This window comes from Streptomyces sp. NBC_00358, from assembly GCF_036099295.1.
Taxonomy (GTDB): domain Bacteria; phylum Actinomycetota; class Actinomycetes; order Streptomycetales; family Streptomycetaceae; genus Streptomyces.
Genome location: NZ_CP107976.1, coordinates 8,929,847 through 8,955,228 on the forward strand (window position 1 = coordinate 8,929,847; position 25,382 = coordinate 8,955,228).

A 25,382-nucleotide genomic window follows, 5' to 3' on the forward strand; every position below is an offset into this window, starting at 1 on the left:
TCGTCGCCGTCAGAAGCACTGCTTGCCGGCGCGGCTGAACTCGATCTCCAGCTTCTCCAGCGTGAGGGTGCCCCCGTTGGCGGCGTACGCGGTGCTCTCGACGTCATGGGCCACGGCGGTGCCGGCCTGGACGCCGAAGGTGCCCTTGGGCCCGGTGACTCCGGGCGCACCGGTCAACGTGGAGGCGTCCCGGCCGGCCTGGACTCCGGTGACCTTGCCGCCGCCTCCGGTGAGGGCGTCCGCGTTCACCACGAGGTTGCTGCCTTGGAGCGGCTTGTCCGCCCCCGAGTGCACCAGCATGGTGATGTCCCCGACCAGCGGCAGCCTCTGTTTGAGGGAGACGCACACGTCGGAGACCGTGCCGCTCTCGACGGCGGCCAGCAGCACGGGCTTCGCGTCGGTCGCCGAGGCCCCGATGGTGGAGGGGAACGACGACACCCCATTCGCGGTGATCTCCGAGGCGGAGACCTCGAAGGCGGCGCCGGAGACGGCGAAGGACGCGGCGAGCGCGCCCTGGGCGAGGGCGATACCGAGTGCTCCCACGGCCAGGGTGCAGGGGACGAAGATGACCGCACTTCGTTTCCAGTGCGTACGACCCGCACCCGGGGTACTTGTCCAGGTGTGGGCGTATCTGTCACTCATGGGGAGTCCCTTTCGCAGGGCCGGGGTGATGGCGGCGAGCTCTCGGGGGCCATCGATGAGTCGAAGATACAAAAACTATTGACTTGTTTCACCGGGCACGTCAATACTCCGGACACGACGGAGGGACGGAGGCGACATGGCTGCTCTGCCGCACCTGCCGACAAATCCAACGCCCGTACATTCCAAGGAAGTTGAGGCGGTCGCTGCAGTGAGAGCGCCGCGCCGGGGCGGAGTGGTCTGGCGTCACTTCGGGGACGCCCGCGCCACCCTCATGGCACCCCAGCTGCTCCTGCTCCAGGTCGCCCACCCCGTGGTCGGCGCCGGCGTCGAGGACCACAGCAATTTCCGCGCCGAACCCTGGCCCCGCCTGATCCGCACCCTGCTCTCGCTGAGCACCGTCATCTACGGGGGGCAGCGAGCGGCCACCGACGAGGCGCGGCGCCTGATCCATCTGCACGCGGAGATGAAGGGCACCGATTCCACGGGACGCCGCTACCACGCGCTCAACCCGGAGGCCTATCACTGGGTGCACGCGACGCTCGTCAAGGGGCCGGTCGACGCGCAGAGCCTGTTCGGCAAGGGCATGACCGACGAGGAGACGGAGGCGTACTACCGCGAGATGCGGGACGTCGGACGGGTCTGGGGCCTCAAGGACCACCATCTGCCCCCGGACTGGGCGGCGTTCACCGCGTACTACGACGACATGGTCGACAACCGGCTGGAGTGCAACGAGTCCGTGCGGAACGTGCTCGACGAACTCTCCCACCCCGCCAAGCCGTTCCGCCTGCTCCCCGGACCGCTCTGGCGCCCCTTCGCCCGGATCGCCGCCCACTACGCGCTGCTGGTCACCGTCGGCGCACTGCCGCCGCGTCTGCGCGACCGGTTCGGCCTCACCTGGAGCCGGCGCCAGGAGCGGGCCCTGCGGCGCTTCGCCCTCGGCGTGAGGCTTCTGATGACGCTCGTGCCACCCCCGCTCCGCATCACCGGCTCGCTCGCCATCGCCTACTGGGCCACCCACCGTCCGGGCACCGATCCCGCCGCGCGACGCCCGCTGGGGGCGAGTTGACTTGAGGTCCGGCACCGAGCGCCCGACCCGCTCGCTCCGGACACGACCCTGTGGAAGATCGCGGGGGACGAACGCAGGCTGTGCCGAGGAGCCGTCCGGCCGCTCCCCGGCGCGTGGCCCGCGTCGGCTCTCAGTTCTCCTCGCGCAGGCCCCACGGTGAGCCGTACTCGGTGAGGAGGTCCAGGAACGGGCGGGGCGGCAGGGCCTCCGGGCCGAGGACGCCGTTGCCCGACCACGCTCCACCCGCGACGAGTTCGAGGGCGATGACCGGGTTCACGGCGGTCTGCCACACCACCGCCTGGGATCCGTACTCGCGCATCGACCACTCGTTGTCGACCACGTGGTAGAGGTAGACCGCGCGAGCGGAGCCGTCCTTGGTGCCCTTGACCCAGGTGCCCGCACAGGTCTTGCCGGTCATGCGGTCGCCCAGCGTGGCGGGGTCGGGCAGGCAGGCGGCGACCACGTCGCGCGGGGAGACCGCGACGGGCCCGTTCTCCGAGGGGACGGTGACCTTCTCGGTGGCGTCCAGACCCAGCTCATGGAGGGTCTTGAGCTTGGCGATGAAGTCGTCGCCGAGGCCGTACTTGAACGTCACCCGGCGGGCGTCGACCCAACGGGGGATGAGCAGGACCTCCTCGTGCTCGACGTTGACACACTCCACCGGGCCGATGCCCTCGGGGAAGTCGAAGACCTCGGGCTCGCTGAAGGGAGCGGTGGTGAACCAGCCTCGGCCCTTCTCGTAGACCACCGGGGGATTGAGGCACTCCTCGATGGTCGTCCAGATGCTGAACGAGGGCGCGAAGTCGTAGCCCTCCACCGTCAGGTTGGCGCCGTCGCGGACGCCGATCTCCTCGATCTCGTCGAAGAGTTCGTCGGCCGCGTACCGGGCGAAGACGTCCGACAGACCCGGCTCCACACCCATACCGACCAGGGCCAGCCGTCCTGACTGCTCCCACGCTCCGGCCTGTTCGAACTGCGCGTCGCCGAGCTTCACGCCGCATCGCTCGTACGGGTGCGTGGCATGCGGCGCGGACAGCGACATCGCCATGTCGAGATAGTGCGTGCCCGCCGCCCGGGCCGCGTTGAACAGCGGCATCACGAACCGCGGATCGGTCGCGTTGAGCAGGGCGTCACACCGCTCCTCGACGAGCACCCGGCGCACCGCGTCCTCGTCGGAGGCGTCCAGACGCCTGGCACTGAACCGGTCGCCGTGCCCCTCGATCGCCGCGACGGCCGCCTCCGCGCGGGAGAGGTCGTAGTCCGCGACGACCATGTGGGTCAGGAAGTCGCGACGGGCCGCGATCCGCGTCACGGCCGTACCCACGCCACCGGCGCCCACGAGAAGTACTCGCATGTCTCACACCCTTCGTTGCCGGAGACGCATGCCTCCGGGGCTGGACAGATGCAACGGGATGTCCTCGGTTAAGGTCAACCATGTTGGCATAAGAGTCGTCGACACGCGGTGATCAGGGAGGGCTGGCATGGCGAAACAGGTGGTGCCGGAGGGGGAGCGGCGCAGACGCCGACCGACGAAGCAGGGCACCGTCCTGTCCGAGAAACTGATCGTGCGGACGGCGTTGCGGATGCTGCGCGAGCACGGCAGCACCGGACTGACCGCACGCAGGCTGGGCGCGGTTCTCGGTGCCGACCCCAGCACCCTCTACCGGTACTTCGCCGGACTGGACGACCTGACCAGGGCCATCGGCGAGGAGCTGATGGGGCGGGCGCTGGACACCTGGACCGCCACCGGGGAGTGGCGCTCCGACCTGCGGGCCCTCGGCCAGGCCATCCACGCCTCCTACCTCGCGCACCCCCAGGCCGCCGTGCTGACGGCCAGCCGAGTCACCGGCCGGCCGCGGGAGATCGCGGTGGACGAGACGATCCTCGGCATCCTGCGTGTCGCGGGCTTCCCGGACGCCGACGCCGTCGTCGTCTACCACGCGTTCATCGACCTCACGCTGGCCTTCGCGGCCCTGGACGCCGGTTCGCTGGCGCTGACGGACGAGGCGCGCGCGGCGGACGAGGAGATGTGGCAGTCCACCTACACCGAACTGCCCGCCGACACCCACCCCCACATCGCGGCCACCGCACGGCTCCTGGCCGGGCGGATGACGCACAGTGCCTACCCCGTCGTCCTCGACACACTGCTGAACAGCGCGGCGGAGCAGCTCGTCTGGGCACGCGCGCGGCGACATCCGGGCGCCCCGGGTACACGGAAGCCCTGATTCCGAGGCTTACGCCAACGGTGTTCACCCGCTGCCCGTCGCGGCGCGGCCAGTGACCAAGGCCGCACCGACCGGTGATCAGTAACCAGGGGCAGTACCAGTGACCAGTGAGCGGGTCCAGGCAGGGCCGCCGCACTCGTGATTAGTGGCCCGGCTTGGGGACACAAGGGTGTGGTGCTGATGAAACGACTGGTCGTACCGCTCGGACTGCTGGCAGTGGGCGCACTGCTGGCCGCCGCCCTCGTCTCCCCCTGGTACTGGGCTGCGGCCGTCCCGCTGCTCCTGGCGGCGGTGGTGGCCGTACACGACCTCGTTCAACGACGGCACTCGGTGCTGCGGAACTATCCGCTGCTCGGACACCTCCGCTTCGCGCTGGAGGCCCTTCGGCCGGAGCTCCAGCAGTACTTCATCGAGCGGAACTTCGACGGCCGTCCCTTCGACCGCGACACCCGCAACATCGTCTACGAGCGGGCCAAGGGAACCGCCGCCGAGGAGCCGTTCGGCACGGAACTCGACCTCTACCGGGCAGGCAGCGAATACCTGACCCTGTCCATGGCCCCCAGAGCGGTGCCCGACGAGCCACCCCGGGTCCGGATCGGCGGCCCCGACTGCGAGCAGCCCTACGACATGGCCCTGCTCAACGTCTCGGCGATGAGCTTCGGCTCCCTGTCGGCCAACGCGGTGCTCGCTCTGAACACCGGAGCCCGGCTCGGCGGCTTCGCCCACGACACCGGCGAGGGCGGCCTCTCCGAGTACCACCTGCGGCCGGGCGGCGATCTCGTCTGGGAGATCGGCACCGGCTACTTCGGCTGCCGGACGGACGACGGGGGCTTCGACGAGCGGCAGTTCGCCGAGAAGGCGGCACATGAGCAGGTCAAATGCGTGTCCTTGAAGATCAGCCAGGGAGCGAAGCCGGGCATCGGCGGGGTACTGCCGGCGGCCAAGGTGAACGCGGAGATCGCCCAGGTCCGCGGTGTGCCGCAAGGCGAGACCGTCATCTCGCCGCCCTTCCATCGCGTGTACTCCACACCACGCGAACTGGTGCGATTCCTGGGCCGGATGCGGGAGTTGGCCGGCGGCAAACCCGTCGGGTTCAAGCTGTGCGTCGGCTCGCGCCGTGAATTCCTCGCCGTGTGCAAGGCCATGCTGGCCGAGGGCACAGCGCCGGACTTCATCATCGTCGACGGCGCCGAGGGCGGAACGGGCGCGGCTCCCCTGGAGTTCGCCGACAACGTCGGACTGCCGCTCGGCGAAGGACTGATGACCGTGCACAACGCCCTCGTCGGCGTCGGGCTGCGGGACCGGATCCGTATCGGCGCCGGCGGCAAGGTCGCCACCGGAAGCGACCTCGTGAAGCGTCTGCTCCAGGGCGCCGACTACACCAACGCCGCCCGCGCCATGATGTTCGCGGTCGGATGCATCCAGGCGCAGCGCTGCCACACCAACACCTGCCCGGTCGGGGTCGCCACCCAGGACGAACGCCGCGGCCGCGCCGTCGACGTCGAGGACAAGTCCCGGCGCGTTCACCGTTTTCAGCAGGCGACGGTGAAGAGCGCACTCCAGATCATGGCGTCGATGGGCGTCGACCATCCGAGCGGCCTGCGCCCCCACATGCTGCTTCAGCGGGTGGACCCGCACACCGTCCGTTCCTACGCCGAACTCCATGAATGGCTCACCCCCGGCCAACTGCTCGCATCGGTCCCGGACACCTGGGCAGCCGACTGGCAGGCGGCCGACCCGGACCGCTTCACCCACTGACCCAGCGCCCCCGGTTCAGGGGGCCGCACCGGACCGAAGGACATTCCCGTGGCACGCACTGTCGCCCAAGTGATCGTCGACGGACTCAAGGAGCTGGGCGTCAGGCACGTCTTCGGCGTCGTCGGAGACGCCCTGAACCCGCTGACCGACGCCATCCGCACCACGGAGGAGCTGCGCTGGGTGGGCTGTCGGCACGAAGAGGCCGCGGCCTTCGCCGCGGGAGCACAGTCGCAGCTCTCGGGAACCCTCGGGGTCTGCATGGGAACCGTCGGACCGGGCTCGGTACACCTGCTCAACGGACTCTACGACGCGGCCAAGAGCCGGACGCCGGTCCTGGCGATCTGCGGTCAGGTGCCCCTCGCCGAGATCGGCAGCGAGTACTTCCAGGAAGTGGACAACGACCTGCTCTTCCGCGACGTGGCCGTGTACCGCGCCACCGTCACCTCTCCGGACCAGATGCCGCGCATGCTCGAATCGGCCGTACGCGCGGCCGTCAGCCAGGGCGGAGTGGCCGTCCTCACTGTTCCGGGTGACCTCGGCGACCAGGAACTGAACGAGAACCGGCCGGCACGTTTCGCGCTGGACCGTGCCGTGACCCGGCCCGACGACCCCGCGCTCGTCGAGGCCGCCGAACTCCTGAACAGCGCCTCCCGCGTGACCCTGCTCGTCGGCCGCGGAGCGCGCGACGCCCGCGACGAAGTGCTCCGCACCGCCGAGCTGCTCGCCGCGCCCATGGTGCTCACCCTCAAGGCGAAGGAGGGCTTCGAGGACGACAACGCCTTCCAGGTCGGCCAGACCGGCCTCATCGGGAATCCCGCCGCCGGCCACGCGCTCGACAAGGGCGACGTACTCCTGATGCTGGGCACCGACTTCCCGTACCGCGACTGGTATCCGAAGGACTGCAAAGTCGTCCAGGTCGATGCCCGCGAAGAGCATCTGGGCCGCAGGGTCCCGGTGACCGTGGGGCTCGCCGGTGACGTCGGAGCCACGCTGCGCGGCCTGCTTCCACTGCTGGAGGCGGCGTCCGACCGCACCCACCTGGACGACGCCCGCGAACGGTTCGCCCACTGGCAGGAAGGACAGCGGCGCCTGGCACGCCCCGACCACGAACACCGCTGGACCGGGAAGCTGCGCGCGGTGCTCGACAACCGCGACCACCAGATCCGCCCCGAAGCACTCGCGGCGGCGGTCGACACCTTCGCCGACCAGGACGCCGTCTTCACCTCCGACACCGGCATGGCCACGGTCTGGCTCTCCCGCTTCGTCACCATGACCGGCACCCGGCGGCTGATCGGGTCCTACAACCTCGGCTCCATGGCCAACGCCATGCCGCAGGCCCTCGGGGCCCAACTCTGGGCGCCGGACCGCCAGATCGTCGCGTTCTGCGGCGACGGCGGGATCAGCATGCTCCTGGGAGACCTCATGACCATCAAGACGTACGAGCTTCCGGTGAAGCTCGTGGTCTTCGACAACCGCCGGCTCGGGATGGTCAAGCTGGAACAGGAACAGGCGGGCCTGCCCGAGTTCGGCACGGAACTCGACAACCCCGACTTCGCCGCGGTCGCCACCGCTCTCGGGATCACCGGAATCCGGGTGACCGACCCCGCCGAGCTCCACGACAGCGTGCGCCGGGCGTTCGACACACCGGGACCGGTTCTGCTCGACGTGCTGACCAACCCGGAGGAGGTGGCCGTGCCCGGCAAGCCGACCGTGTCACAGGGCTGGGGTTTCGCCATCGCGAAGGTCAAGGAAGTCCTGTCGAGCCGCGAAAACTGACCGACGACGGTGGGGCCGGGCCGGCTTCGAATTCGGGGACGAGTCCCTGTGGGCCCGCCCCGCCGAATTGCTCCGCCCCTACCCGGGGTCCCAGGCGGTGGGCCGGACGCGCAGGGGGGCCCGCGGCCCGCCGGTGTGCCGAGACGCGCTCAGTCGGTGGTGAGCATGCCGGTCCGCAGTTTGGTGAGGGTCCGCGAGAGCAGGCGGGAGACGTGCATCTGGGAGACGCCGAGGTGTTCGCCGATCTGGGCCTGGGTGAGTTCGTCGACGAAGCGCAGGTGGATGATGCGCCGTTCGCGGTCGTCGAGTTCGCAGAGCAGCGGGGCCAGGGCGTTGTAGTCCTCGACGAGTTCGAGCGCGTTGTCATCCGTGCCGATGAAGTCGGCCAGCGCGGCTTCGCCCTCGTTGCCGGAGTTGATGGTGGCGTCGAGCGAGGAGGAGGCGTAGCCGTTGGAGGCGAGGCGAGCTTCGTTGACTTCGTCCTCGGTGAGGACCATCAGCTGGGCGAGTTCCTTGACGGTGGGGGTGCGGCCGAGTCGGCCGCGGAGCTCGTCGGTGGCTTTGGCGAGCTGGATGCGGGCTTCCTGGAGGCGGCGGGGGACGTGGACGGCCCACGAGGTGTCGCGGAAGAACCGCTTGATCTCACCGACGATGTAGGGGATGGCGAAGGAGGTGAACTCGACTTCGCGGGTGAGTTCGAACCGGTCGATGGCCTTGATCAGCCCGATCGTGCCGACCTGGACGACGTCCTCCATCTCACCCTGACCGCGGCTGCGGAAGCGCGCGGCCGCGAAGCGGACGAGGGTGAGATTCATTTCGATGAGGGTGTTGCGCGCGTACTGGTACTCGGGCGTGCCCTCTTCCAGAATGGCGAGCCGGTCGAAGAACAGCCTGGACAGTTTGCGGGCGTCCTTGGGGGCGACCCGGGACGGGTCCACGATCTCCGGCAGGTCCGCCGTCCGCACTGCTGTCGCCTCGGTCACGGTCATGTCGGGCCCCTCCCACATGGTCCAGCCCCCGTGCAGTCGACTGCTGGAGCCGACAACAGAGCGCCTACCCGCGGCTGGCGACGCCACTCCAGGCAATACCGGGAGCGCGTCCGGCCACCGCGGTGGTGGATGGTGGCGTGAAGGGCTGCCCCGCTGTCGCGCGTGAAGCGGGCGGGTGAGCGGAGAAGGTCCGCTCACCCGCCCGCTTCCGGGGGTGACGCAGTGGTCAGGCGCGGCCGTTCTGGTAGTAGCCGCCGACCTGCTCGTGGTAGCCGGCGTCACCGACGTGCTTGTCCTTGTCGAACTCGGGGGAGTCCTTGATCTGGTCCTTGGTGAGAGCGACGTAGATCTTCCGCTCGGTCTCGTCGACCCGCTGGACGGTTCCGGCCGGCAGCAGCACGTGCTTGCCGAAGATCCACACGCCGGTGTCGACGACGAGGTACGCGGAGTTGACGTCGTCCGAGTGCTTGTCGACCTTCCCGATATGGCCGTCGGTCGCCTCGACCTTGTACCCGGTCAGATCGGTGCCCGCGATGTGGCCGGTGGTCGGCTGGTAGCCCCAGATGCTGTCACTCATAGAACGGCTCCCTCATTGAGAATTCTTTACCGGCCGCCGCGGAAACGCGGGGCCGGAACAGTCGCCGCGAAATTCCGCGACGATTCCTCGGAGCGTCGAGTGCCCTTCCTTCCCGACCTCACACATCTGCGCGCCGACTGGAATATTCCAGGGAACAAAAGCGGGTGGGGCCCGGCACCATGGTGCCGGGCCCCACCCGCGTACCGCGTTTTCGCAGTCCGCCTACCAGCGGTACCAGCGACCCCGCTTGCCGCCACTGGCCGCAGGGCGGATCACGAATCCGAGAACCCACACCACCAGCACGATGACCGCGATCCACCACAATGCCTTGAGTGCGAAACCGGCACCGAAGAGGATCAGGGCGAGCAGAAGAACAAGAAGAACAGGAACCATTGTTATCAACCTCCGCTGAGTCGTGTGCCCCGCGGAACGATCTCCACTCCTATGGATCTCGCCATTCCTTCGACACTCGGGGTTCTGTTCGGCGCTCTGAAGATTTCTGGTTTGGGTTCGGCATCCGGGGTGACACCGGAGATGGGAAATGACTTCGAGCAGGACAGGATGTGAGTGGTTGTGGCTGCGGACGAGAAGGGCCAGGCCAAGGCCGAGCAGGCCAAGGGCAAGGTCAAGAAGGTCGCCGGGGGCGCGGTGGGCAACGAGTCCCTGAAGGCCGAGGGGCACGCCGAGGAGTCCAAGGGCGACCTGCGCGCGGCCAAGGAGAAGGCCAAGGACGCGATCAAGCCCAAGTAGGAGCATCACCACGGATCCCGGCAGTCGCCTTCCCGTTGGCTGCCGGGATCAGTGCTGCCCGGGACCGGCGGCGCCCTTCCGAGTTCAGCCCCGACGTGGTCCCTGCCGCGCAGCCGTCCGTTGTGGCGGGAAGGCCAGAGAGGTCACAGCCGTGCGGCGGTGCGGACCAGCCCGGCGAGGGCGAGGGAACGGCTGTGCGGGGGCCAGGCGATGTGGGTGACGACGAGGGGAGCGTCGGTCAACGGGACGGCGGCGTGCTCGGCCCACAGCCAGGTGCGGGCGGAGTCGGGGAGAACGGCCGCGGTGCGCCCGAGGGCGATGAGCTGGGCGAGCTGCGTCTGGTCGCGGACCTCGGGCCCCGGACCCGGTGGGTACGTGCCGTGCCGGGGCCAGCGGGCGAGCGGAAGACCGGGGATGTCGCTGACGTCGGCCAGAGACAGAGTCCTGCGCGTGGCAAGGGGGTGCCCGGCGGGCACGACGGCGATCTGCCCCTCGGCCAGCAGTTCCTCGCTGTCGAACCCGGTGAGGGAGTTGAACGGCGTGTGCATGAGCGCGACATCGGCGCGGCCGTCGCGCAACAGCCCTTCCTGCTCACAGAGGCCGCACGGCAGCACCTCGATCTCGGCGGCGTCGGGCTCGGCCGCGTAGGCGTCGAGAAGCTTCCGCAGCAACTCATGGGTCCCCGCGGCCTTCACCGCGAGTACCAGGCGGTTGCGGGGGCGACCCTGACTGTCGGCGCCACCGGCACGACGGGTGCGGCGAGCGGCGGCGGCGGTCGCGTCGAGGGCCGCGCGGCCCTCGTGCAGCAGTACCTCTCCGGCATCGGTCAGGGAGACCCCGCGGCGGTTGCGTTCCAGCAAGGAGACGCCCAGGCGCCGTTCAAGCTGCTGGATCGCCCGGGACAGCGGTGGCTGGGCCATGCCGAGGCGTTCGGCGGCCCGGCCGAAGTGCAGCTCCTCGGCGACGGCCATGAAGTACCTCAACTCGCGGGTCTCCAAGGTGTCCACGCGCACAGCGTACGCCCGGTGATACCTACCGGGTATGACACGGCACCGTATCGGTGTTGGATGCGGCCCCGGGCCGCGAGCGAACATCAACCGCATGAACGAAACGAGGACCGCGCTGGTGACCGGCGCGAACAAGGGGATCGGATACGCGATCGCGAGCGGGCTGGGCGCCCTCGGGTACCGCGTGGGCGTCGGAGCCCGCGACGAGTCCCGGCGCGACACCGCCGTCGAGAAGCTGCGCGCCGCCGGAGCCGACGCCTTCGGGGTGCCGCTGGACGTGACCAGCGACCGGAGCGTCACCGGTGCCGCGGAACTGATCGAACGGCGGGCCGGACGCCTGGACGTCCTGGTGAACAACGCCGGCATCTCGGGAGAGATGGATCCGGGGTGGTTGCAGGACCCGACCACGCTCGACCCCGAACTGGTCCGCACGGTCGTGGAGACCAACGTCATCGGTGTCGTCCGCGTGACCAACGCGATGCTGCCGCTCCTCAAACGCTCGGCGTCGCCACGCATCGTCAACGTCTCCAGTGCCGTCGCCTCCCTGACCCGGCAGGCCGACCCCCGCATCGAGATCGGCCCCGTCATGGCGGCGTACGCCCCGTCGAAGACGTTCCTCAACGCCGTGACCGTGCAGTACGCCCGGCAGTTCGCCGGGACGGACATCCTGATCAACGCCGCCTGCCCGGGCCTGGTCGCGACCGACTTCACCGGCTTCCACGGGCCCCGTACCCCTGAGCAGGGCGCGGCCACCGCGATCCGGCTCGCCACGCTGCCCGACGGCGGACCGACGGGTTCCTTCTTCGAGGACGACGGCGTCATCCCCTGGTGAGACCGGACCCTCGCCGTGATCGCGCGGCGAGTGTTCCGACGTGCAGATCACCGCCCGGTGTCGATACGTGCTCAGGACGCCGTGCCTTTGGCGGCGCGGCCGACGATGGCCGTCTCGACCCGGGTGATGCCGAGGCCGACCAGGTCGCGGGAGAGGAAGTCGTAGAGGGCCGTCAGGTCGCAGAAGTACGCGGCGGCGTGAAGGTTCGAGGGTCCGGTGGTCGCGAAGGCCCCGTGCACCGAAGGATGGTCGGCCAGCGACTTCCCGGCGGCGTCCAGATGGTCGGGCGCCACGTGCAGCAGCAGTTTGGCCTCGATGGGCAGCCCGAGACGGCGCGTGTCCACCAGGACCTGGGTGACCAGACGGCCCTGGGCGGCCAGTTGGGCGATGCGCCGGCGAACCGTGGTCTCCGGATGTCCGGTGCGCACGGCCACCTCCGCGGCGGAAAGGCGTGCGTCAGGGGTGAGCGCGTCGATGAGGGACTGTTCCAGGGGATCCGTGTCGACGCCGTACGGGCCCGGCGACCCGGACGGTGTCCGTCCCGGGACCGGCTCCGCCGGGCTCAGGGCCGCGCGTTCAGGAGCCGTGAGGACCTGGTGACGCCACTCGGACGTGAGCCGGAAGACATGCAGGACCGTGGCGCTCTCCAACGACGTGACCGCCTGGGTGGAGGGCAGTTGACGGAAGACCAAGGGGTCGCGGGAACCCGGCTCGGTACGGGCGACCGCGAAGATCTCCTCCCCCGAGGTGCTCACGTCGATGAACGGGATGTCGTCGCGTGCGGCGAGCGCGGCCACGATCGTGGCCAGCCTTCCGCGCAGGACCCGGATGCGCAGGAACAGTGCCCCGGCCGAGCCTCCGTCGCGCGGCCGGGCGACCGGTGAGATCACCACACGCACGGTGCCGTCCGCGCTCAGCGCGTGCAGTCGGCGGCGCACGGTCGCGGGGCTGACACCCAGCACCTGCGCCGCCCGTTCCGCGGTGACACGGCCGTCGTACTGCAGCGCGGCCACCAGCCGCTGGTCCGTGAGGCTCAGGACGGAATCCGCCGATACACGCGCCATGGAGACAAGTTTCGCTCACTTTGGCCTCGTGTGGACCCTTGTTCCGGCAACCACGTCCGACGATGGACGGGATCCGCGCCGCTCCCGTCCCCGGCCCGTGTCGGCGGACCCGAGCGACGAGCGCCCTCAGGAGAACCACGGATTCGACCACGGAGGTCTCTGTGCCCGCCTTCAAGGAACGCGAGAAACTTCGCTTCGCCAGCGGTGACACCACCTGCGCCGCCTGGCACTACCCGGGAACCAACGGCGGCTGCGTGATCATGGCCGGAGGGACCGCGGTGACGAAGGAGCCGGCCTCGGACCGCTTCGCCCAGCGGTTCAACGACGCCGGCTTCGCCGTCCTGGCCTTCGACCACCGGCACTTCGGGGAGAGCGGCGGCACGCCGCGCCAGGTCGTCCGCTTCGCGGAGCAACGCGCCGACTGGCAGGCCGCCATCGACTGCGCGGCGGGCCTGCCCGACGTGGATCCCGACAGGATCTCGCTCTGGGGATTCTCGCTCGCCGGCGGCCACATCCTCCGTGTCGCGGCCGACAACCCTCAACTGGCCGCCGCCATCGCCCAGTCACCGGTGGTCGACGGCCGCGCACTCGTTCCGCACGCGCTGCGCTCCATGACCCCTCTCGCGTTCCTGCGGCTCTTCGGCCGGGGTGTCGCGGACGCACTCGGCAGCCTCCTGGGGCGGGAGCCCCTGCTCGTCCCCACCGCCGGAGTGCGCGGTGCCGTCGCCTCGCTCACCACACCGGACGCCATGGACGGGGACCGCGCCCTGGATCCCGACCGCCGCTACCCGGACTGGGAGCAGACAGTCGCCGCACGCATCGCGCTGCAACTGGGCGGGTACCGCCCCGGCCGCCACGCCCCCCGCATCCGGTGCCCCCTGCTGGTGGTCGTGTGCGACCAGGACCGGAGCGCGCTTCCGGGCCCCACCATCCGGGTGGCGCACAACGCACCGCGGTCCGAGGTTCTTCACCTCCCGGGCCGTCACTACGCCCCGTTCCTCGACGCACACGAACAGGCCGTCGAGGCGGAGATCGCGTTCCTGGAGAAGCACCTGCGCTGACGCGACTCCGGACCACGGCAGTGGCGCGGCAGGAACTCCCCAGTCAGGTCGGGCATATGGACACCGCGAGAGCCGACATGCTCTGATTCCAGGAGCCGATCTCCACGGGCGGGCCCCGAGCACCGGTTCCATTCTGCACAGCGCCACACCCGGAGAACGCCGCAGCGCGAACACCGCCCGCCCGCGGGAAGCCGACTCCGGGTCTCAACCGGCACGGGGAGACGAGTCTCCCCACGGACACCGGAACGGATGTCGCGCATGACGACTGCTTCAACGAGGCGAAGGCTGAGATCCGCACGGCGGCAGGTGAGCGTCGCCGCCGCCCTCGCCGTGGCCGCCACCATGGCTCTCACGGGTGCCGGTCCGGCGCCGGCCGTCGGTCCGCACGGGAAGCGCATCCCGACCCTCGTGGCCGGGGACGCCCGCTTCGAGGTCCTCTCGCCCACGCTGATCCGGACCGAATACGCGGGCGACGGGAAGTTCACCGACGATCCGACGTTCAACGCGATCGGCCGCGACGGCTTCACACCGGCCCCGTACAGCGCCAGGACGACCGACGGCTGGCTCACCATCACGACGAGCGCGATGAGCCTGCGCTACCAGGTCGGCTCCGGGCCGTTCGACGCACACAACCTCTCGGTGCGGTCGACGGCCGGAACGACCCCCGTGACCGCCGCCCCCTGGCAGCGTCTGACCTGCGCACTCGGCGCACTGTGCGAGGCCGAGAACCTGCGTCTCGACGGGCTGTCCGTCGCCGCCGACCACTCCGGCCACACCGGGGCCGGATTCGCGGCGGGATTCGCGGGCACCGGCAGCTCGGCGTCCGCTGACATCGATGTCACAGACGACGGGACGTATCAACTCGACCTGCGCTACGCGAACTCCCGCGGCGGCGACGGCCAGACCCGGACCCGCACCCTGACGCTGTCCGCGGACGGCGGCGCTCAGCAGACGGTGTCCTTACCGGCCACGGCGAACTGGGACACCTGGAACCTCGCCACGGCAAGCGTCCACCTCGGCGCGGGCCACCACACGCTCGCCCTGACACGGACGGCCTCGGACTCCGGCAACGTCAACATCGACAGCCTCGCACTCGTGCGACCCGGCGAGGCCTACCCGCCCGTCTCCAGCACCGCGATCACGGACTGCGCGTACGGCACGAGCTGCGAGGCGGAAGCCGGCCGCATCGGCGGCACGGCGGTCGACGCCACCGACCACAAGGGATACGCCGGCAGCGGCTTCGTCGGCGACCTCCACCAGGGAACGAGCCTGACCGCCCACGTGGTCGGCGTGCCCGCCCACGGCGTGTACACCCTGCGGATGCGCTACGCGAACGGCACCGGCGGCGACGGCCTCCACCAGCGGCGCACCGCCACCGTGTCCGCCGCCGGCACCGACAGCACCCTGTCGTTCCCCGCGACCGACGGCTGGGACGACTGGCAGACGGCCTCGCTGCCCGTCACCCTCGAAGCGGGCGCGGACGACATCACCCTCGGCTGCCCCGACACGGCCAGCTGCCACATCAACGCGGACACCCTCTCGGTGACCGCCCCCGACGCGCCCGCGCCCCCGCCGCACATCGCGCTCGGCGGATACCGCCGAGGCCTCGACGGTGTGACCGGCAACGAGAACTCCGTCCCCACCACCCCCGGCCTCCTCAACCAGGACGGCTGGTACCTGCTCGACGACACGCCCTCGGCGCTGTACGACACCACGACGGGGAAGGCGGTTCCGCGCCCCGGCCACGGCGGCGCGCCCTACCAGGACGGGTACGTGTTCGGCTACGGGCACGACTACAAGCAGGGGCTCGGCGATCTGGCGGCGCTGACCGGACCGCCGGCACTGCTGCCCCAATGGGCCTACGGGGTCTGGTACTCGGAGTACATCGACCGCACCGCGGCGGACTACGAGAACACGATCCTCCCCGCGTTCCGTTCCGAAGGCACCCCGCTGGACGTCCTGGTGACCGACACGGACTTCAAGGCCGTGAACAATTGGAGCGGTTGGGAGATGGACCCGGCCAAGTACCCCGATCCCAAGGGCTTCTTCGACTGGTCGGCCTCCCAAGGGCTGCACAACACCCTCAACGTGCACCCCAGCATCCTCGCGTCCGACCCCCAGTTCGCCCAGGCGCAGGCCACGGCCAAGGGCAAGCTCACGAAGGGCGGTTGCGCCTCGGGCGCCGACGTCGGGAACAACTGCTACACCTTCGACTTCGGTGACCCGGACCAGCTCAAGGCCTACATGGACCTGCACCGGACCATGGACCAGCAGGGCAACGACTTCTGGTGGCTCGACTGGTGCTGCGACGCGTCGCAGTCGTCGTCGCCGGGAGTGACCCCCGACGCCTGGATCAACCAGCAGTACGCCACCGCCGCCGCCAAGACCCTCGGCCGCGGATTCGTCCTCTCCCGCGCGTACGGATCGCTGCAGGCGGCCGGCTACAGCGGCCAGCAGGGACTGCCGACCGGGCCGTGGGCGGACAAGCGCTCCACCGTCCACTTCACCGGCGACACCTCATCGACCTGGGGCACGCTGAAGCTGGAGGTCGGCTACACCCCGGGAGAGTCCGCCGCGACCGGGATGGCGGCCATCACCCACGACATCGGCGGCCACAACGACACGACAGGGCTGACCGGTTCGGAGACGTACAGCGACGGCGGGCAGAGCCGCACCACGCACAAACTGCCCGACGACCTGTACGCCCGCTGGGTCCAGTTCGGAGCCTTCCAGCCCGTCGACCGCCTGCACAGCAACCACAGCGACCGACTGCCCTGGCAGTACGGCAGCGTGGCGCGTCGATCCGCCGACACGTTCCTCAACCTCCGCGAGAACCTGGTGCCCTACACCTACACGCTCGCCGAGGAGGCGAACCGCACCGGCCTGCCCATCGTCCGCCCCACCTACCTGGAGTACCCCGACGAGCCCCAGGCGTACGCGGCCGCCGACAGTGAGTACTTCTACGGCTCCGACCTACTGGTCGCCCCCGTGACCACACCGGGCACCTCCGCCACCACCTCGGTATGGCTCCCGCCCGGCCAGTGGACCGACTACTTCACCGGCGAGACCTACACCGGCGGCGGAACCCGGGAAGTGACCACCGACCTGAACTCGATGCCGGTGTTCATCAAGGCGGGCGGCATCCTGCCCACCCGTACCCACGACGTGTCCGGCAACGACCACAACCCCCTGACCGACGTCACCCTCACCGTCGCCGCCGGTTCGTCGGGCTCCTTCCGCCTCTACGAGGACGACGGCACCACCGGACACAAGAACCGGAGCGCGACGACGGCCATCCGCTACCGGCAGAACGGTCCGCGCCACACGCACACGGTGACGATCCGTCCCGTGCGGGGCTCCTTCCCCGGCCAGGTGAAGACCCGCCGGTGGACGATCTCGCTCCTCGGGGTCCAGGCACCCACCAAGGTCTCGGCGACCGGCACACGGTTGTCACCGCACGCCTACCGCTGGGACAGCGCCTCGAAGGTTCTGACCATCACACTCCCACGCCACAGCGTGCACACCCCGATCACCGTCACCTTCCAGTAGGGGGCACACGTAAGGTCCGCGGCTGCGGCAGGGTCCGCCGGAACCTGCCGCAGCCGACGGATGCCGTTCGAGGGCCGTCCGCGCGTGCGGACACTCCTCCGGCCGGCCAATCCACTCGACACCGCCCGAGATCGTGGCACGATGTCCCGCATGACTACGAACCGAAAGGCCCATGCCGCGTAGCCGGCCAGGGCGTGCCAGGACCGGAGTTCGCCGCCACCGAACCCCGGACGCGGGTCCGGAGATCGACGGCTTGTCGCTGAGCGCGTCGTCCGAGGTCATCTGCCTCGAACGAAGCCGCAACTATCTCCGGCCGGGAGACGTCAGCGCTGCCGTACGCCTCTGGCGGGACCACGTCCACCGCCCCGAGCGTCAGTTGTGGAACGACTACGAGTCCGGCGACGTGCACTGGGACTGCTGCGGAAACCCGCTCGAAGCCCGAGCTCTCCTCGACACCGTCATCCAGGCCATGTCACCTCGGAACGCCCGCGAACTCCGACGGATCGTGAGCCGTTTCGACGCCGTCCGGGACCGACCGTCAAGGCCGTCGCCCCGGCTCGATCGGCCCTGCTCGACATGACGTCCCACGGCCGAGGCGAGGCAGGGGAGCAGAGCCCCCGAGGGCGGCACTCAAGAGCGTCCCGTGACACCTGTCATGCGAAATGGCGTACCCCAGGCACTGGGGAAACGGGACGAGCCGCCCCTACCTTCTTCACATGACGAAGTCAGATGGAACCGATCCGCAGAAGACCGATGTCAAGGTGAGCCTGATCGGCGGTCACCGCCTCAAGGGGGAGACGCTGCACGAGCGCACCCTCACCGCGTCCCTCATCGGAGGGGCCGACGTCGACCTCACCGACATCGACATCCCTGACGGCGCCGAACTGCGCATCACCAAACTGAGCCTGATCGGTGGCGTCAGCCTGAAGGTCCGCCCTGACGTCGTCGTGGAGGTGCACGGCATCCGCCTGGGCGGGGTGAAGGACGACGGCCCGACCCGGTCGGGCGGTCCCACGGTCCGCATCGACGCCTGGGGACTCCTCGGCGGAGTCACCGTCACGCGCGCGTGAGGTCGTCCCGATCCCGTGCGGACGGGATCAGCCGCGGTGGTGAGCGCCGGCCGGCCCGGACGGCCGACCGGTGCCGGTCCGTCCGCCGCTGACCCGGCCCCGGGCCAGTGGCCGATTCGAGGAGTCCAGGCCGTGAGTGGCTCCCAGGGAAACGGGTCGTCCGAAGGGCGGGACAGGAAAGGCCTGGCCGTGCAACCATTCGGGCCCCGTACAGGTCTCATATAGCGAAATCGCCTGTCCCCTTCACCAGGAGCATCTGGGGGCCTCATGCAACACCACCCATCCCGTGCAGCCATTGTCGCGGGCGTCCTTCTCACCGCCGTCGGCGCCACGGTCCCCGCATCCGCGGCCGTGCAGTCGCAGGCATCCGCCAAGGTCACGCCGCCCGCGCGCATCGTCAACGCCCGCTGGGGCGGGCACTGTACCTACGACCGGGTCGTCATCGACGTCCGGGGCACCGCCCCGTCCGTCAGCGTCAAGCCGGTCACGACACTTCGCTACGAGGCTTCCGGGAAGAAGGTCCCACTCGCGGGGAAGTACTTCCTGGACATGAGGCTCTCTCACGCTGTCGCCCACGACAACGCGGGCAACTCGGTCTACCTGGGTCCGCGACTGGTGAAGATCCAGTTGCCCAAGCTGAAGGGTCTCGCCTTCACCGGAGACTTCGAAGGGGTGGTCTCCTTCGGAACCGCCTTCCAGACCAAGCCCACGTACAAGGTCTACAAGCTGCACAGCCCCGAGCGCGTGGTCCTGGACATCAACCACGCCAACTCGTGCGGGTGAGTGCCGGACGCCACCGAAGCGTGTCAGCCGCCCTGCGGGGCGGCTGAACCGTCTGAGCGTCCAACCGTCCGGACCGGACGTCGAACCACGGTCTGGCCGACCGGCCGCCGCGACCGGTCCCGCGAAAGCCGTCCTGCGAACGGTACGACCACTCCGGATGCGCGTGCCGGGCAGCGCCCGCAGGCTGAGCACATGGCCAGTCATCAGCCCATGGTCGTCGTCTACCCGCCTGCCGCGGACGGCGGCCGCAGAGTCCGTGTCGCTGCCGGGTTCATCGGCATGGCCTACACCCTGGTCGACATCGCCGAATTCCTGCGCCGAGCCGGGATGGACGACATCGAGGCATCCGACATCAAGGCCGCGGACTGGATCGAATGGCGTGGCGGCGGCCCCGGTATGTGGGACCACTGACCGCTGCCGATCCCCGAGGCGTCGAGGCGGTGCCGTACGGTCCCACACATGATCCTTCCGAAGGTCCGTGATCCTCGCTTCGTGACGATCCGTCGCGGCGGGACGCTCACTGATGCGGATCACCATCTCCTGGCCCTCTGGGCGGCACTGTGCGCGGAGCACGTCCTTCCCCTGTTCGAATCGGCCCGGCCCGAGGACGGACGGCCGCGTCAAGCGATCGAGCACGCCCGCGCCTGGGTGCGGGGCGAGGTCAGGATGACCGACGCTCGGGCGGCGGGCGGCCACGCGATGGGTGCGGCCAGAGATCTGCGCGGTGCGGCACGGCATGCCGCGTACGCCGCCGGTCAGGCCGGGGCGGTCGCACACGTCGCCGCGCACGAGCTCGGTGCCGCCGCCTATGCGATCAAGGCCGTACGTGCCGCCGCGCCGGAGGGCGAGGGTGAGGCCGCAGGGCGATCGGAGTGTCAGTGGCAGCGTGCCCGGCTCCCCGAGGCGATCCGCGAGCTCGTACTCGACGACCAGCGATTGCGGAACGACATCTGCTGGTCGGTGTTCGACTGCTGAGCCGAGCGCCGACGCGCGTTTCATCACAGCAGAGAGGTCCTGCCGACGGCCTGCCAAAAGGCCACCGGATGGTGGCAGTTGCGCGCCGTGTTCGTGCAGGATCGCTCCTACGAGCGTGGCGCAACTGTCGCGGCACGAATGGAAGCACAGGCACCGCCGGTGAGTGAGACCGCTGACCGGTCACGATCACCAGCCAGGAGGCCGTGGTGAATGTAGTGCTGCGAGACGTGAGAGACGCCGACCTGCCCGTGTTCTTCGGTCAGATGAACGACCCCGAAGCGCTCCGGATGGCGGCGTTCACGGCCAAGGACCCGTCGGACAAGGCGCAGTTCCAAGCCCACTGGGAAAGGATCCGCCAAGACCCAACGATCGTCGCACGCACCGTCGTCGGCGACGGCGACGAGGTCATCGGGAATGTCGGCGTGTTCGGACCGCCCGAGGAACGCGAGATCACGTACTGGATCGGGCGGCGGTACTGGGGGAGAGGAGCGGCCACCGCCGCGCTGCGGGCGATCCTCGGTATCGCGACGGAGCGTCCGTTGCACGCCCGCGCGGCCGCGGACAACCTCGCTTCGATCCAGGTCCTCAAGAAATGCGGGTTCGCGGTCCACGGCGACGATCGGGGCTACGCCAACGCACGAGGCGAGGAAGTCGACGAAGTGCTCCTGATTCTGGTCGACTGACTCATGTCCATCTGATCAATTCGCTTGCCGCGCGCGGAGCTTGCCGCGGGACACATGCGAAGGGGCCGGCCGGAGCATCTCCGGTCGGCCCCTTTGTCGTACGACGCTGTGATCAGGCGCGGTCGGGGTGACCCGGTAGCCGGAACGGCTCTCCGCGGGGCAGGGCTGTGAGTGGTCCGGTCGATCGTCGGCATCCCGCCGGTGTTCGAACCGGCGTCGGGTAGGTGACAGCGTGCCGGGCACGAACGCTCGACTGGTCCACTCAAGGTGCGCCGCACCGGATTCTCACCAGACTTGGATCCATGGCAGAAGAGCGTCGGCCGCGCGCCAGGAAATCCTCGACGACAAGTGCTCGCCGCGCACCGTCCCTGCGTGGAGCGGGAGATGCCGCGCGTGCTGCCTGCCGGAGTCTGGAAGGTCTGATCGGTCATCCCACGGAGGGCGTATCGGCGGTGGGGCGTGAGGAAGACGGCTGGTGTGTCGTCGTGGACGTTCTTGAGCTGCCGCGGATTCCGGACACGACGAGCCTGCTCGCCTCGTACGAGGTGCGGCTCGACCAGGACGGCGAACTCATGGAGTACCGCCGGGTCCGCCGCTATCGGCGGGGGTCCGCCGACGAGTGACGAGTGACTCGGGTCTGCCCGACAACCGGAAGGATTCCCCATGCCTGCGACCACCTACTCCGACGAGGTAGTGGCGTGCCCACCGCGCGCCGGCACGTTGTACGACGTGCTCGAACTCATTCTTGACCGGGGCATGGTGATCGACGTGTTCGTCCGGGTGTCCCTGGTCGGCATCGAGATCCTCAAGATCGACGCACGCATCGTGGTGGCGAGTGTCGACACGTACCTGCGATTCGCGGAAGCGTGCAACCGGCTTGACCTGGAGCGTGACTCCGGCAGCACCACCGTTCCTGAGCTGATCGGCGGCGGTGCCGCCAAGTCCATAGGCAAACGCAAGGTTCGCAAGGCCGCGGAAACCGTGGGGGACACCGTTCGCAAGGCGGTCGGGGGCGGCCGTGACGACGACTCCGACGAGCACGACGAGGACGAGGAAGAGCAGCAGGAACGGCCGAGGAAGCGGCGTGCTCCGGCCCGGGGCGGTAGCAGCCGACGACGATCCGTGGAGGAGTGAGCCGTGACCGGCGATGGTGTGTACGTCTACGCGATTGTCCGCGCGGGAAGCCCGCTGCCGGTGGACGCAACGGGTGTGGGCAGCCCGGCCGCCCCGCTGCGGGCGATCCGTCAGGGACGGATCGCCGCGGTTGTCAGTGAGGCTCCACCCAACCTCCGCGCCAGACGCCGAGATCTGCTCGCTCACCAGGATCTGCTCTTGAGCCTGTCGGAGCAGGGGTCTGTGCTGCCGATGCGATTCGGCATGGTCGCGTCCGACGAGGAAGCGGTGCGCGGCCAGTTGAAGGTCCGAGAGGCGGACCACGTGGCCGCACTGGAACACCTCACCGGCGGGGTCGAGGTCAACGTCAAGGCCCTCCCGGCCAAGGACGCGCTGGCAAGCCTCATGGCGGAGGACAAGACCGTCCGCCGACTGCGGGACGAAGTGCGTCGACGGCCCGGATACGAAGCCAGCCTGCGACTGGGCGAAGCCGTCTCGGCCGCGCTGGAGAGCAGGGCCGCCGAAGCAGGCCGGCGAGTTCTGCGCGAGCTCACGCCCAGGGCCCGCGCGGTGGCCCCGGGTCCCGAAGTCCAAGGATGCGTGCTCAACGCGTCGTTCCTCGTCGATCGCGACGGCAGCGATGCCTTCCGAACCACGGCGGAGCGTTTCGGCCGTACGCATCGTGACCGTGTGGAGCTGCGGCTCACGGGTCCGCTGCCCTGTTACAGCTTCGTCTCCGGCGAAGGAACTCCCACCCGCGCCATTGGAGTCTGAGATGGGACTCATCACCGGCCTGCTCACCCTCCCCATCGCGCCGGTCCGCGGCGTCGTGTGGGTGGCGGAGAAACTCAATGACGCCGCCGAGCGCGAGCTGCACGACCCGGGAGTGCTCCGTGCCCAACTGGCCTTGCTGAATCGGGAACTTGACGACGGAGACATCAGCTTGGAGGAGTTCGAACGAGAAGAGGAACGGCTGCTCGACAGGTTGCATGCCGCACAGACCCGCTCCACGCCGAAACATTGAAGGTGACGAGATCATGAAGGACACGGAAAAGGTGGCTCTCGCCGCCGCGGTAGTGGGCGGCTATGTGCTGGGCCGTACCAAGAAGGGCCGGATGGCCTTGTCCATCGCGACCTACCTGGCGGGCCGGCGATTCGGTCTCGAACCCCGTCAGCTCGCCGCGGAAGGGATGCGAAGGCTGGGGGAGATCCCGCAAGTCGCCGAGTTGCAGGATCAATTGCGGGGCGAAGTGCTCGAAGCGGGGCAGAAGGCGATGACCGCCGCCGCCGACCGGGCCTTGAGCACGCTCGCCGGCACCCTCAGCGACCGCACGGCGCGCCTCCTGGAGAAGGGGGAGGAGTACGAGGAGGAGGACGCCCCGGAGGACGAGGACGAGGACGGGGAGTACGAGGACGAGTACGAGGAGGAAGAGGAAGAGGAGCCGGAGGCCGAGTACGACGAGGACCAGGCCGAGGAGGAGGACGAAGAGGAAGAGCCGGAAGGCGAATACGAGGAGGAGGAAGAAGAGGAGGAGGAAGAGGAAGAACCGGAAGAAGAGGAGCCTGAAGAGGAACCGGAACCGGAACCGGAAGCGAAGCCGCGGAGGCGCCGCGGTCCCCGATCGGATCGGTCCGGCAGGGCACCCGCACGATCGGCGGCCAAGAAGGCTGCGCCGGCGAAGAAGACCACCTCCAGCAAGACGGCTGCGAAGAAGACGGCGCCCGGCAAGAAGACCGCGGCAGGCAAGGAGGCGGCGGCCGGCAAGACGGCGAAGAAGACCGCTCCGGCGAAGAAGACCGCGGCGAAGAAGGCGGCTCCGAGTAAGAAGACCGCGGCGAAGAAGACCGCTCCGGCGAAGAAGACCGCGGCGAAGAAGGCGGCTCCGAGCAAGAAGACCGCGGCGAAGAAGACCGCTCCGGCCAAGAAGACCGCGGCGAAGAAGACGTCGTCTTCCAAGCGTGCGGCATCCAAGCGCGCCGATCGTCGGAGGTAGGCAGCGATGACCAAGACGGAAAAGGACGACTCGGCCGAGGAAACGTCGGGCGTGGACCGGCTTCGCGAAGAGCTGTCCAAGTTCGTGTCCGCGCAGGTGGAGAATCTTGCCGAGAAAGCCGGCGACAAACTGACGGACGTGGCCGGACAGCTCACTGACGCGGCCCAGAACGGTGGCTCGCTTCCCGCGATCGGGTCCCGCATCCTCCAAGGCGACTCACCGCTGAAGGCGTTCGTGTCGGAGAAGGCCAAGGGCGTCAAGGACAACGTCGTTGAAAAGGCGAAGAGCGCTTTCGGAGGCGGGAAGGGGAAGCGGAAGGCCAGCGGCGGCAAGGTCATGAACATCATCGAGGTTCTCGATGTCGGAGTGCCGCTCCGGGACACCTACGACTACTGGACGCAGTACGACAAGTTCAGCAGCTTCGCGAAGGGTGTACGAGACGTCTCGAAGGGCGATGAGACAGGGAGCGACTGGAAGGTCAAAGTCGGCCCTTCATCGCGAAGCTTCAAAGCGACCGTCCAGGAACAGATTCCCGACGACCGCATCGTGTGGACCTCGGAGGGAGCCAAGGGGACCACTCGCGGCGCGGTGAGTTTCCACGAGCTGGGGCCCACCCTGACGCGCATCGTCCTGGTGGTGGAGTACTACCCCTCGGGGTTCTTCGAGAAGACGGGCAACCTCTGGCGGGCACAAGGGCGCCGTATGCGGCTCGACTTCAAGAACTTCCAGCGCTACGTGACCCTCACCAACGAAGAGCCCGAGGGCTGGCGCGGTGAGATCCGTGACGGAGAGGTCGTCGTCTCCCACGACGACGCCGTGGAGGAGGAAGAGGCCGAGCAGGAGCAGCCGGAGGGCGAAGAGTCCGACGGCGATGCCGACGAAGGGGCCGACTCCGCAGGCGAGGACGAGGGCGAAGAAGGCGCGGAGGGCGCATACGAGGACGAGGACCAGGACGACGAATACGAGGACGAGGAGGACGAGGGCGCAGAGGGGGCGGAGGACGTATACGAGGACGAGGACGAGGACGAAGAGGGGGCGGAGGACCAGGACGAGGACGAGACGGAAGACGAGGAAGAAGCTCCCAAGAAGAGGCGGGGACAGAGGCGCCGACGTGAGTGACGTCGACTTCCGGCAGGGGTCGTACCCCGTCTCCGGTCCTCAGACCACCAACCTCGCCGACATCCTCGAACGCGTTCTGGACAAAGGGATCGTGATCGCCGGCGACATCAAGATCGATCTCCTCGACATCGAACTGCTGACCATTCGGCTCCGCTTGTTCGTGGCATCCGTGGATACCGCGAAGAAGGCCGGGATCGACTGGTGGGAGAACGATCCGGCACTCAGCTCACGGGCTTCACGCAGCGCTCTGCAGGACGAGAACCGTGAGTTGCGTGAGCGGCTGAAGGCGCTCGAATCCGAGGCACCGGAGAAGGCGCTCGAATCCGAGACGGCGGAGAAATAGCCGTCC

The 25,382-nt window shown here is 69.1% G+C and carries 28 protein-coding genes; 21 read left to right on the forward strand and 7 right to left on the reverse strand.

Translation table 11 applies throughout. The features are described 5' to 3' along the window. Window positions 1-9: 9 nt before the first annotated feature. Entirely contained in the window at window positions 10-642 is a 633-nt protein-coding gene (locus tag OHT01_RS38260) for a DUF6230 family protein (RefSeq protein WP_328557705.1), read from the reverse strand. A gap of 208 nt (window positions 643-850) precedes the next feature. On the opposite strand from OHT01_RS38260, the gene OHT01_RS38265 reads away from it, so the two are divergent. Further along, window positions 851-1,708 carry an oxygenase MpaB family protein gene (locus OHT01_RS38265; protein ID WP_328557706.1) on the forward strand — a complete coding sequence of 286 codons (858 nt, stop codon included), beginning with the start codon at window positions 851-853 and terminating at the stop codon, window positions 1,706-1,708. Window positions 1,709-1,838: 130 nt separating this feature from the next. On the opposite strand, the gene OHT01_RS38270 is transcribed toward OHT01_RS38265, so the two are convergent. Beyond that, window positions 1,839-3,062: a saccharopine dehydrogenase family protein gene (locus OHT01_RS38270; RefSeq protein WP_328557707.1), complete on the reverse strand. Its 1,224-nt coding sequence runs from the start codon at window positions 3,060-3,062 to the stop codon at window positions 1,839-1,841. A gap of 127 nt (window positions 3,063-3,189) precedes the next feature. Here OHT01_RS38270 and OHT01_RS38275 point away from each other — a divergent pair, with 127 nt between their 5' ends. The 3 genes from OHT01_RS38275 to OHT01_RS38285 all read left to right on the forward strand — a co-directional run bounded on the left by OHT01_RS38275 (window position 3,190) and on the right by OHT01_RS38285 (window position 7,467). Further along, window positions 3,190-3,933 (forward strand): TetR/AcrR family transcriptional regulator, encoded by a 744-nt coding sequence (locus OHT01_RS38275; RefSeq protein ID WP_328557708.1) that lies wholly within the window; start codon window positions 3,190-3,192, stop codon window positions 3,931-3,933. A gap of 180 nt (window positions 3,934-4,113) precedes the next feature. Beyond that, on the forward strand, window positions 4,114-5,691 hold the full coding sequence (locus tag OHT01_RS38280; RefSeq protein WP_328557709.1) for an FMN-binding glutamate synthase family protein: 1,578 nt from the start codon (window positions 4,114-4,116) through the stop codon (window positions 5,689-5,691). Window positions 5,692-5,739: 48 nt separating this feature from the next. Beyond that, the gene (locus tag OHT01_RS38285) at window positions 5,740-7,467 is read left to right on the forward strand and encodes a thiamine pyrophosphate-dependent enzyme (RefSeq protein WP_328557710.1); all 1,728 of its coding nucleotides are present in this window, start codon (window positions 5,740-5,742) and stop codon (window positions 7,465-7,467) included. A 149-nt stretch (window positions 7,468-7,616) separates the two neighbouring features. On the opposite strand, the gene OHT01_RS38290 is transcribed toward OHT01_RS38285, so the two are convergent. From OHT01_RS38290 to OHT01_RS38300, 3 genes are all read right to left on the reverse strand, one after another. Beyond that, window positions 7,617-8,456 carry an RNA polymerase sigma factor SigF gene (locus OHT01_RS38290; RefSeq protein WP_328557711.1) on the reverse strand — a complete coding sequence of 280 codons (840 nt, stop codon included), beginning with the start codon at window positions 8,454-8,456 and terminating at the stop codon, window positions 7,617-7,619. Window positions 8,457-8,682: 226 nt separating this feature from the next. Beyond that, complete coding sequence (locus OHT01_RS38295; protein WP_328557712.1) at window positions 8,683-9,033, reverse strand: PRC-barrel domain-containing protein; 351 nt, start codon at window positions 9,031-9,033, stop codon at window positions 8,683-8,685. Between the two features lie 222 nt (window positions 9,034-9,255). Then, window positions 9,256-9,426, reverse strand: a complete 171-nt coding sequence (locus OHT01_RS38300) for a hydrophobic protein (RefSeq protein WP_328557713.1) — start codon at window positions 9,424-9,426, stop codon at window positions 9,256-9,258. A gap of 180 nt (window positions 9,427-9,606) precedes the next feature. Between OHT01_RS38300 and OHT01_RS38305 the strand changes: the two genes are divergently transcribed. Next, window positions 9,607-9,783, forward strand: a complete 177-nt coding sequence (locus OHT01_RS38305; protein WP_328557714.1) for a CsbD family protein — start codon at window positions 9,607-9,609, stop codon at window positions 9,781-9,783. Window positions 9,784-9,926: 143 nt separating this feature from the next. Here OHT01_RS38305 and OHT01_RS38310 read toward each other — a convergent pair whose 3' ends face one another. Continuing rightward, window positions 9,927-10,790, reverse strand: a complete 864-nt coding sequence (locus OHT01_RS38310) for a LysR family transcriptional regulator (protein ID WP_328557715.1) — start codon at window positions 10,788-10,790, stop codon at window positions 9,927-9,929. Between the two features lie 94 nt (window positions 10,791-10,884). Here OHT01_RS38310 and OHT01_RS38315 point away from each other — a divergent pair, with 94 nt between their 5' ends. Next, window positions 10,885-11,622 carry an SDR family oxidoreductase gene (locus OHT01_RS38315; RefSeq protein ID WP_328557716.1) on the forward strand — a complete coding sequence of 246 codons (738 nt, stop codon included), beginning with the start codon at window positions 10,885-10,887 and terminating at the stop codon, window positions 11,620-11,622. 71 nt (window positions 11,623-11,693) lie between these two features. On the opposite strand, the gene OHT01_RS38320 is transcribed toward OHT01_RS38315, so the two are convergent. Further along, a complete protein-coding gene (locus tag OHT01_RS38320; RefSeq protein ID WP_328557717.1) occupies window positions 11,694-12,686 on the reverse strand; it encodes an Lrp/AsnC family transcriptional regulator in 993 nt (330 codons plus the stop codon). A gap of 161 nt (window positions 12,687-12,847) precedes the next feature. On the opposite strand from OHT01_RS38320, the gene OHT01_RS38325 reads away from it, so the two are divergent. The 15 genes from OHT01_RS38325 to OHT01_RS38395 all read left to right on the forward strand — a co-directional run bounded on the left by OHT01_RS38325 (window position 12,848) and on the right by OHT01_RS38395 (window position 25,376). Beyond that, a complete protein-coding gene (locus OHT01_RS38325; protein ID WP_328557718.1) occupies window positions 12,848-13,747 on the forward strand; it encodes an alpha/beta hydrolase in 900 nt (299 codons plus the stop codon). 342 nt (window positions 13,748-14,089) lie between these two features. Further along, the gene (locus OHT01_RS38330; protein ID WP_328558412.1) at window positions 14,090-17,296 is read left to right on the forward strand and encodes a TIM-barrel domain-containing protein; all 3,207 of its coding nucleotides are present in this window, start codon (window positions 14,090-14,092) and stop codon (window positions 17,294-17,296) included. Between the two features lie 253 nt (window positions 17,297-17,549). Beyond that, on the forward strand, window positions 17,550-17,876 hold the full coding sequence (locus OHT01_RS38335; RefSeq protein WP_328557719.1) for a hypothetical protein: 327 nt from the start codon (window positions 17,550-17,552) through the stop codon (window positions 17,874-17,876). Window positions 17,877-18,012: 136 nt separating this feature from the next. Continuing rightward, a complete protein-coding gene (locus tag OHT01_RS38340; RefSeq protein WP_328557720.1) occupies window positions 18,013-18,366 on the forward strand; it encodes a hypothetical protein in 354 nt (117 codons plus the stop codon). A gap of 267 nt (window positions 18,367-18,633) precedes the next feature. Continuing rightward, window positions 18,634-19,149, forward strand: coding sequence for an AMIN-like domain-containing (lipo)protein (locus tag OHT01_RS38345; protein WP_328557721.1), 516 nt, complete (start codon window positions 18,634-18,636; stop codon window positions 19,147-19,149). Between the two features lie 192 nt (window positions 19,150-19,341). Continuing rightward, window positions 19,342-19,560, forward strand: coding sequence for a hypothetical protein (locus OHT01_RS38350; protein WP_328557722.1), 219 nt, complete (start codon window positions 19,342-19,344; stop codon window positions 19,558-19,560). A gap of 48 nt (window positions 19,561-19,608) precedes the next feature. Next, a complete protein-coding gene (locus OHT01_RS38355) occupies window positions 19,609-20,124 on the forward strand; it encodes a putative immunity protein (protein WP_328557723.1) in 516 nt (171 codons plus the stop codon). Between the two features lie 206 nt (window positions 20,125-20,330). Then, on the forward strand, window positions 20,331-20,807 hold the full coding sequence (locus OHT01_RS38360; RefSeq protein ID WP_328557724.1) for a GNAT family N-acetyltransferase: 477 nt from the start codon (window positions 20,331-20,333) through the stop codon (window positions 20,805-20,807). Window positions 20,808-21,109: 302 nt separating this feature from the next. Continuing rightward, a complete protein-coding gene (gene gvpO, locus OHT01_RS38365) occupies window positions 21,110-21,430 on the forward strand; it encodes a gas vesicle protein GvpO (RefSeq protein ID WP_328557725.1) in 321 nt (106 codons plus the stop codon). A 40-nt stretch (window positions 21,431-21,470) separates the two neighbouring features. Next, the gene (gene gvpJ, locus OHT01_RS38370) at window positions 21,471-21,941 is read left to right on the forward strand and encodes a gas vesicle protein GvpJ (protein ID WP_328557726.1); all 471 of its coding nucleotides are present in this window, start codon (window positions 21,471-21,473) and stop codon (window positions 21,939-21,941) included. A gap of 3 nt (window positions 21,942-21,944) precedes the next feature. Beyond that, window positions 21,945-22,694 carry a GvpL/GvpF family gas vesicle protein gene (locus tag OHT01_RS38375; RefSeq protein ID WP_328557727.1) on the forward strand — a complete coding sequence of 250 codons (750 nt, stop codon included), beginning with the start codon at window positions 21,945-21,947 and terminating at the stop codon, window positions 22,692-22,694. A 1-nt stretch (window position 22,695) separates the two neighbouring features. Further along, a complete protein-coding gene (locus OHT01_RS38380) occupies window positions 22,696-22,944 on the forward strand; it encodes a gas vesicle protein GvpG (protein WP_328557728.1) in 249 nt (82 codons plus the stop codon). Window positions 22,945-22,957: 13 nt separating this feature from the next. Then, entirely contained in the window at window positions 22,958-23,914 is a 957-nt protein-coding gene (locus tag OHT01_RS38385) for a histone protein (RefSeq protein ID WP_328558413.1), read from the forward strand. Between the two features lie 6 nt (window positions 23,915-23,920). After that, window positions 23,921-25,033: an SRPBCC family protein gene (locus OHT01_RS38390; protein WP_328557729.1), complete on the forward strand. Its 1,113-nt coding sequence runs from the start codon at window positions 23,921-23,923 to the stop codon at window positions 25,031-25,033. Beyond that, window positions 25,026-25,376: a gas vesicle protein gene (locus OHT01_RS38395; protein WP_328557730.1), complete on the forward strand. Its 351-nt coding sequence runs from the start codon at window positions 25,026-25,028 to the stop codon at window positions 25,374-25,376. The genes OHT01_RS38390 and OHT01_RS38395 overlap by 8 nt, the downstream gene beginning before the upstream one ends. Window positions 25,377-25,382: the final 6 nt, after the last annotated feature.

What these genes read in the sequence shown, in the direction of transcription:
- OHT01_RS38385 (WP_328558413.1), top strand. Translation starts at nt 22,958, where the DNA reads ATGAAGGACACGGAAAAGGTGGCTCTCGCCGCCGCGGTAGTGGGCGGC.
- OHT01_RS38320 (WP_328557717.1), bottom strand. Translation starts at nt 12,686, where the DNA reads ATGGCGCGTGTATCGGCGGATTCCGTCCTGAGCCTCACGGACCAGCGG.
- gvpO (WP_328557725.1), top strand. Translation starts at nt 21,110, where the DNA reads ATGGCAGAAGAGCGTCGGCCGCGCGCCAGGAAATCCTCGACGACAAGT.
- OHT01_RS38270 (WP_328557707.1), bottom strand. Translation starts at nt 3,062, where the DNA reads ATGCGAGTACTTCTCGTGGGCGCCGGTGGCGTGGGTACGGCCGTGACG.
- OHT01_RS38300 (WP_328557713.1), bottom strand. Translation starts at nt 9,426, where the DNA reads ATGGTTCCTGTTCTTCTTGTTCTTCTGCTCGCCCTGATCCTCTTCGGT.
- OHT01_RS38275 (WP_328557708.1), top strand. Translation starts at nt 3,190, where the DNA reads ATGGCGAAACAGGTGGTGCCGGAGGGGGAGCGGCGCAGACGCCGACCG.
- OHT01_RS38380 (WP_328557728.1), top strand. Translation starts at nt 22,696, where the DNA reads ATGGGACTCATCACCGGCCTGCTCACCCTCCCCATCGCGCCGGTCCGC.
- OHT01_RS38340 (WP_328557720.1), top strand. Translation starts at nt 18,013, where the DNA reads ATGACGAAGTCAGATGGAACCGATCCGCAGAAGACCGATGTCAAGGTG.
- OHT01_RS38350 (WP_328557722.1), top strand. Translation starts at nt 19,342, where the DNA reads ATGGCCAGTCATCAGCCCATGGTCGTCGTCTACCCGCCTGCCGCGGAC.
- OHT01_RS38330 (WP_328558412.1), top strand. Translation starts at nt 14,090, where the DNA reads ATGGCTCTCACGGGTGCCGGTCCGGCGCCGGCCGTCGGTCCGCACGGG.
- OHT01_RS38390 (WP_328557729.1), top strand. Translation starts at nt 23,921, where the DNA reads ATGACCAAGACGGAAAAGGACGACTCGGCCGAGGAAACGTCGGGCGTG.
- OHT01_RS38290 (WP_328557711.1), bottom strand. Translation starts at nt 8,456, where the DNA reads ATGACCGTGACCGAGGCGACAGCAGTGCGGACGGCGGACCTGCCGGAG.
- OHT01_RS38295 (WP_328557712.1), bottom strand. Translation starts at nt 9,033, where the DNA reads ATGAGTGACAGCATCTGGGGCTACCAGCCGACCACCGGCCACATCGCG.
- OHT01_RS38260 (WP_328557705.1), bottom strand. Translation starts at nt 642, where the DNA reads ATGAGTGACAGATACGCCCACACCTGGACAAGTACCCCGGGTGCGGGT.
- OHT01_RS38355 (WP_328557723.1), top strand. Translation starts at nt 19,609, where the DNA reads ATGATCCTTCCGAAGGTCCGTGATCCTCGCTTCGTGACGATCCGTCGC.
- OHT01_RS38280 (WP_328557709.1), top strand. Translation starts at nt 4,114, where the DNA reads ATGAAACGACTGGTCGTACCGCTCGGACTGCTGGCAGTGGGCGCACTG.
- OHT01_RS38345 (WP_328557721.1), top strand. Translation starts at nt 18,634, where the DNA reads ATGCAACACCACCCATCCCGTGCAGCCATTGTCGCGGGCGTCCTTCTC.
- gvpJ (WP_328557726.1), top strand. Translation starts at nt 21,471, where the DNA reads ATGCCTGCGACCACCTACTCCGACGAGGTAGTGGCGTGCCCACCGCGC.
- OHT01_RS38315 (WP_328557716.1), top strand. Translation starts at nt 10,885, where the DNA reads ATGAACGAAACGAGGACCGCGCTGGTGACCGGCGCGAACAAGGGGATC.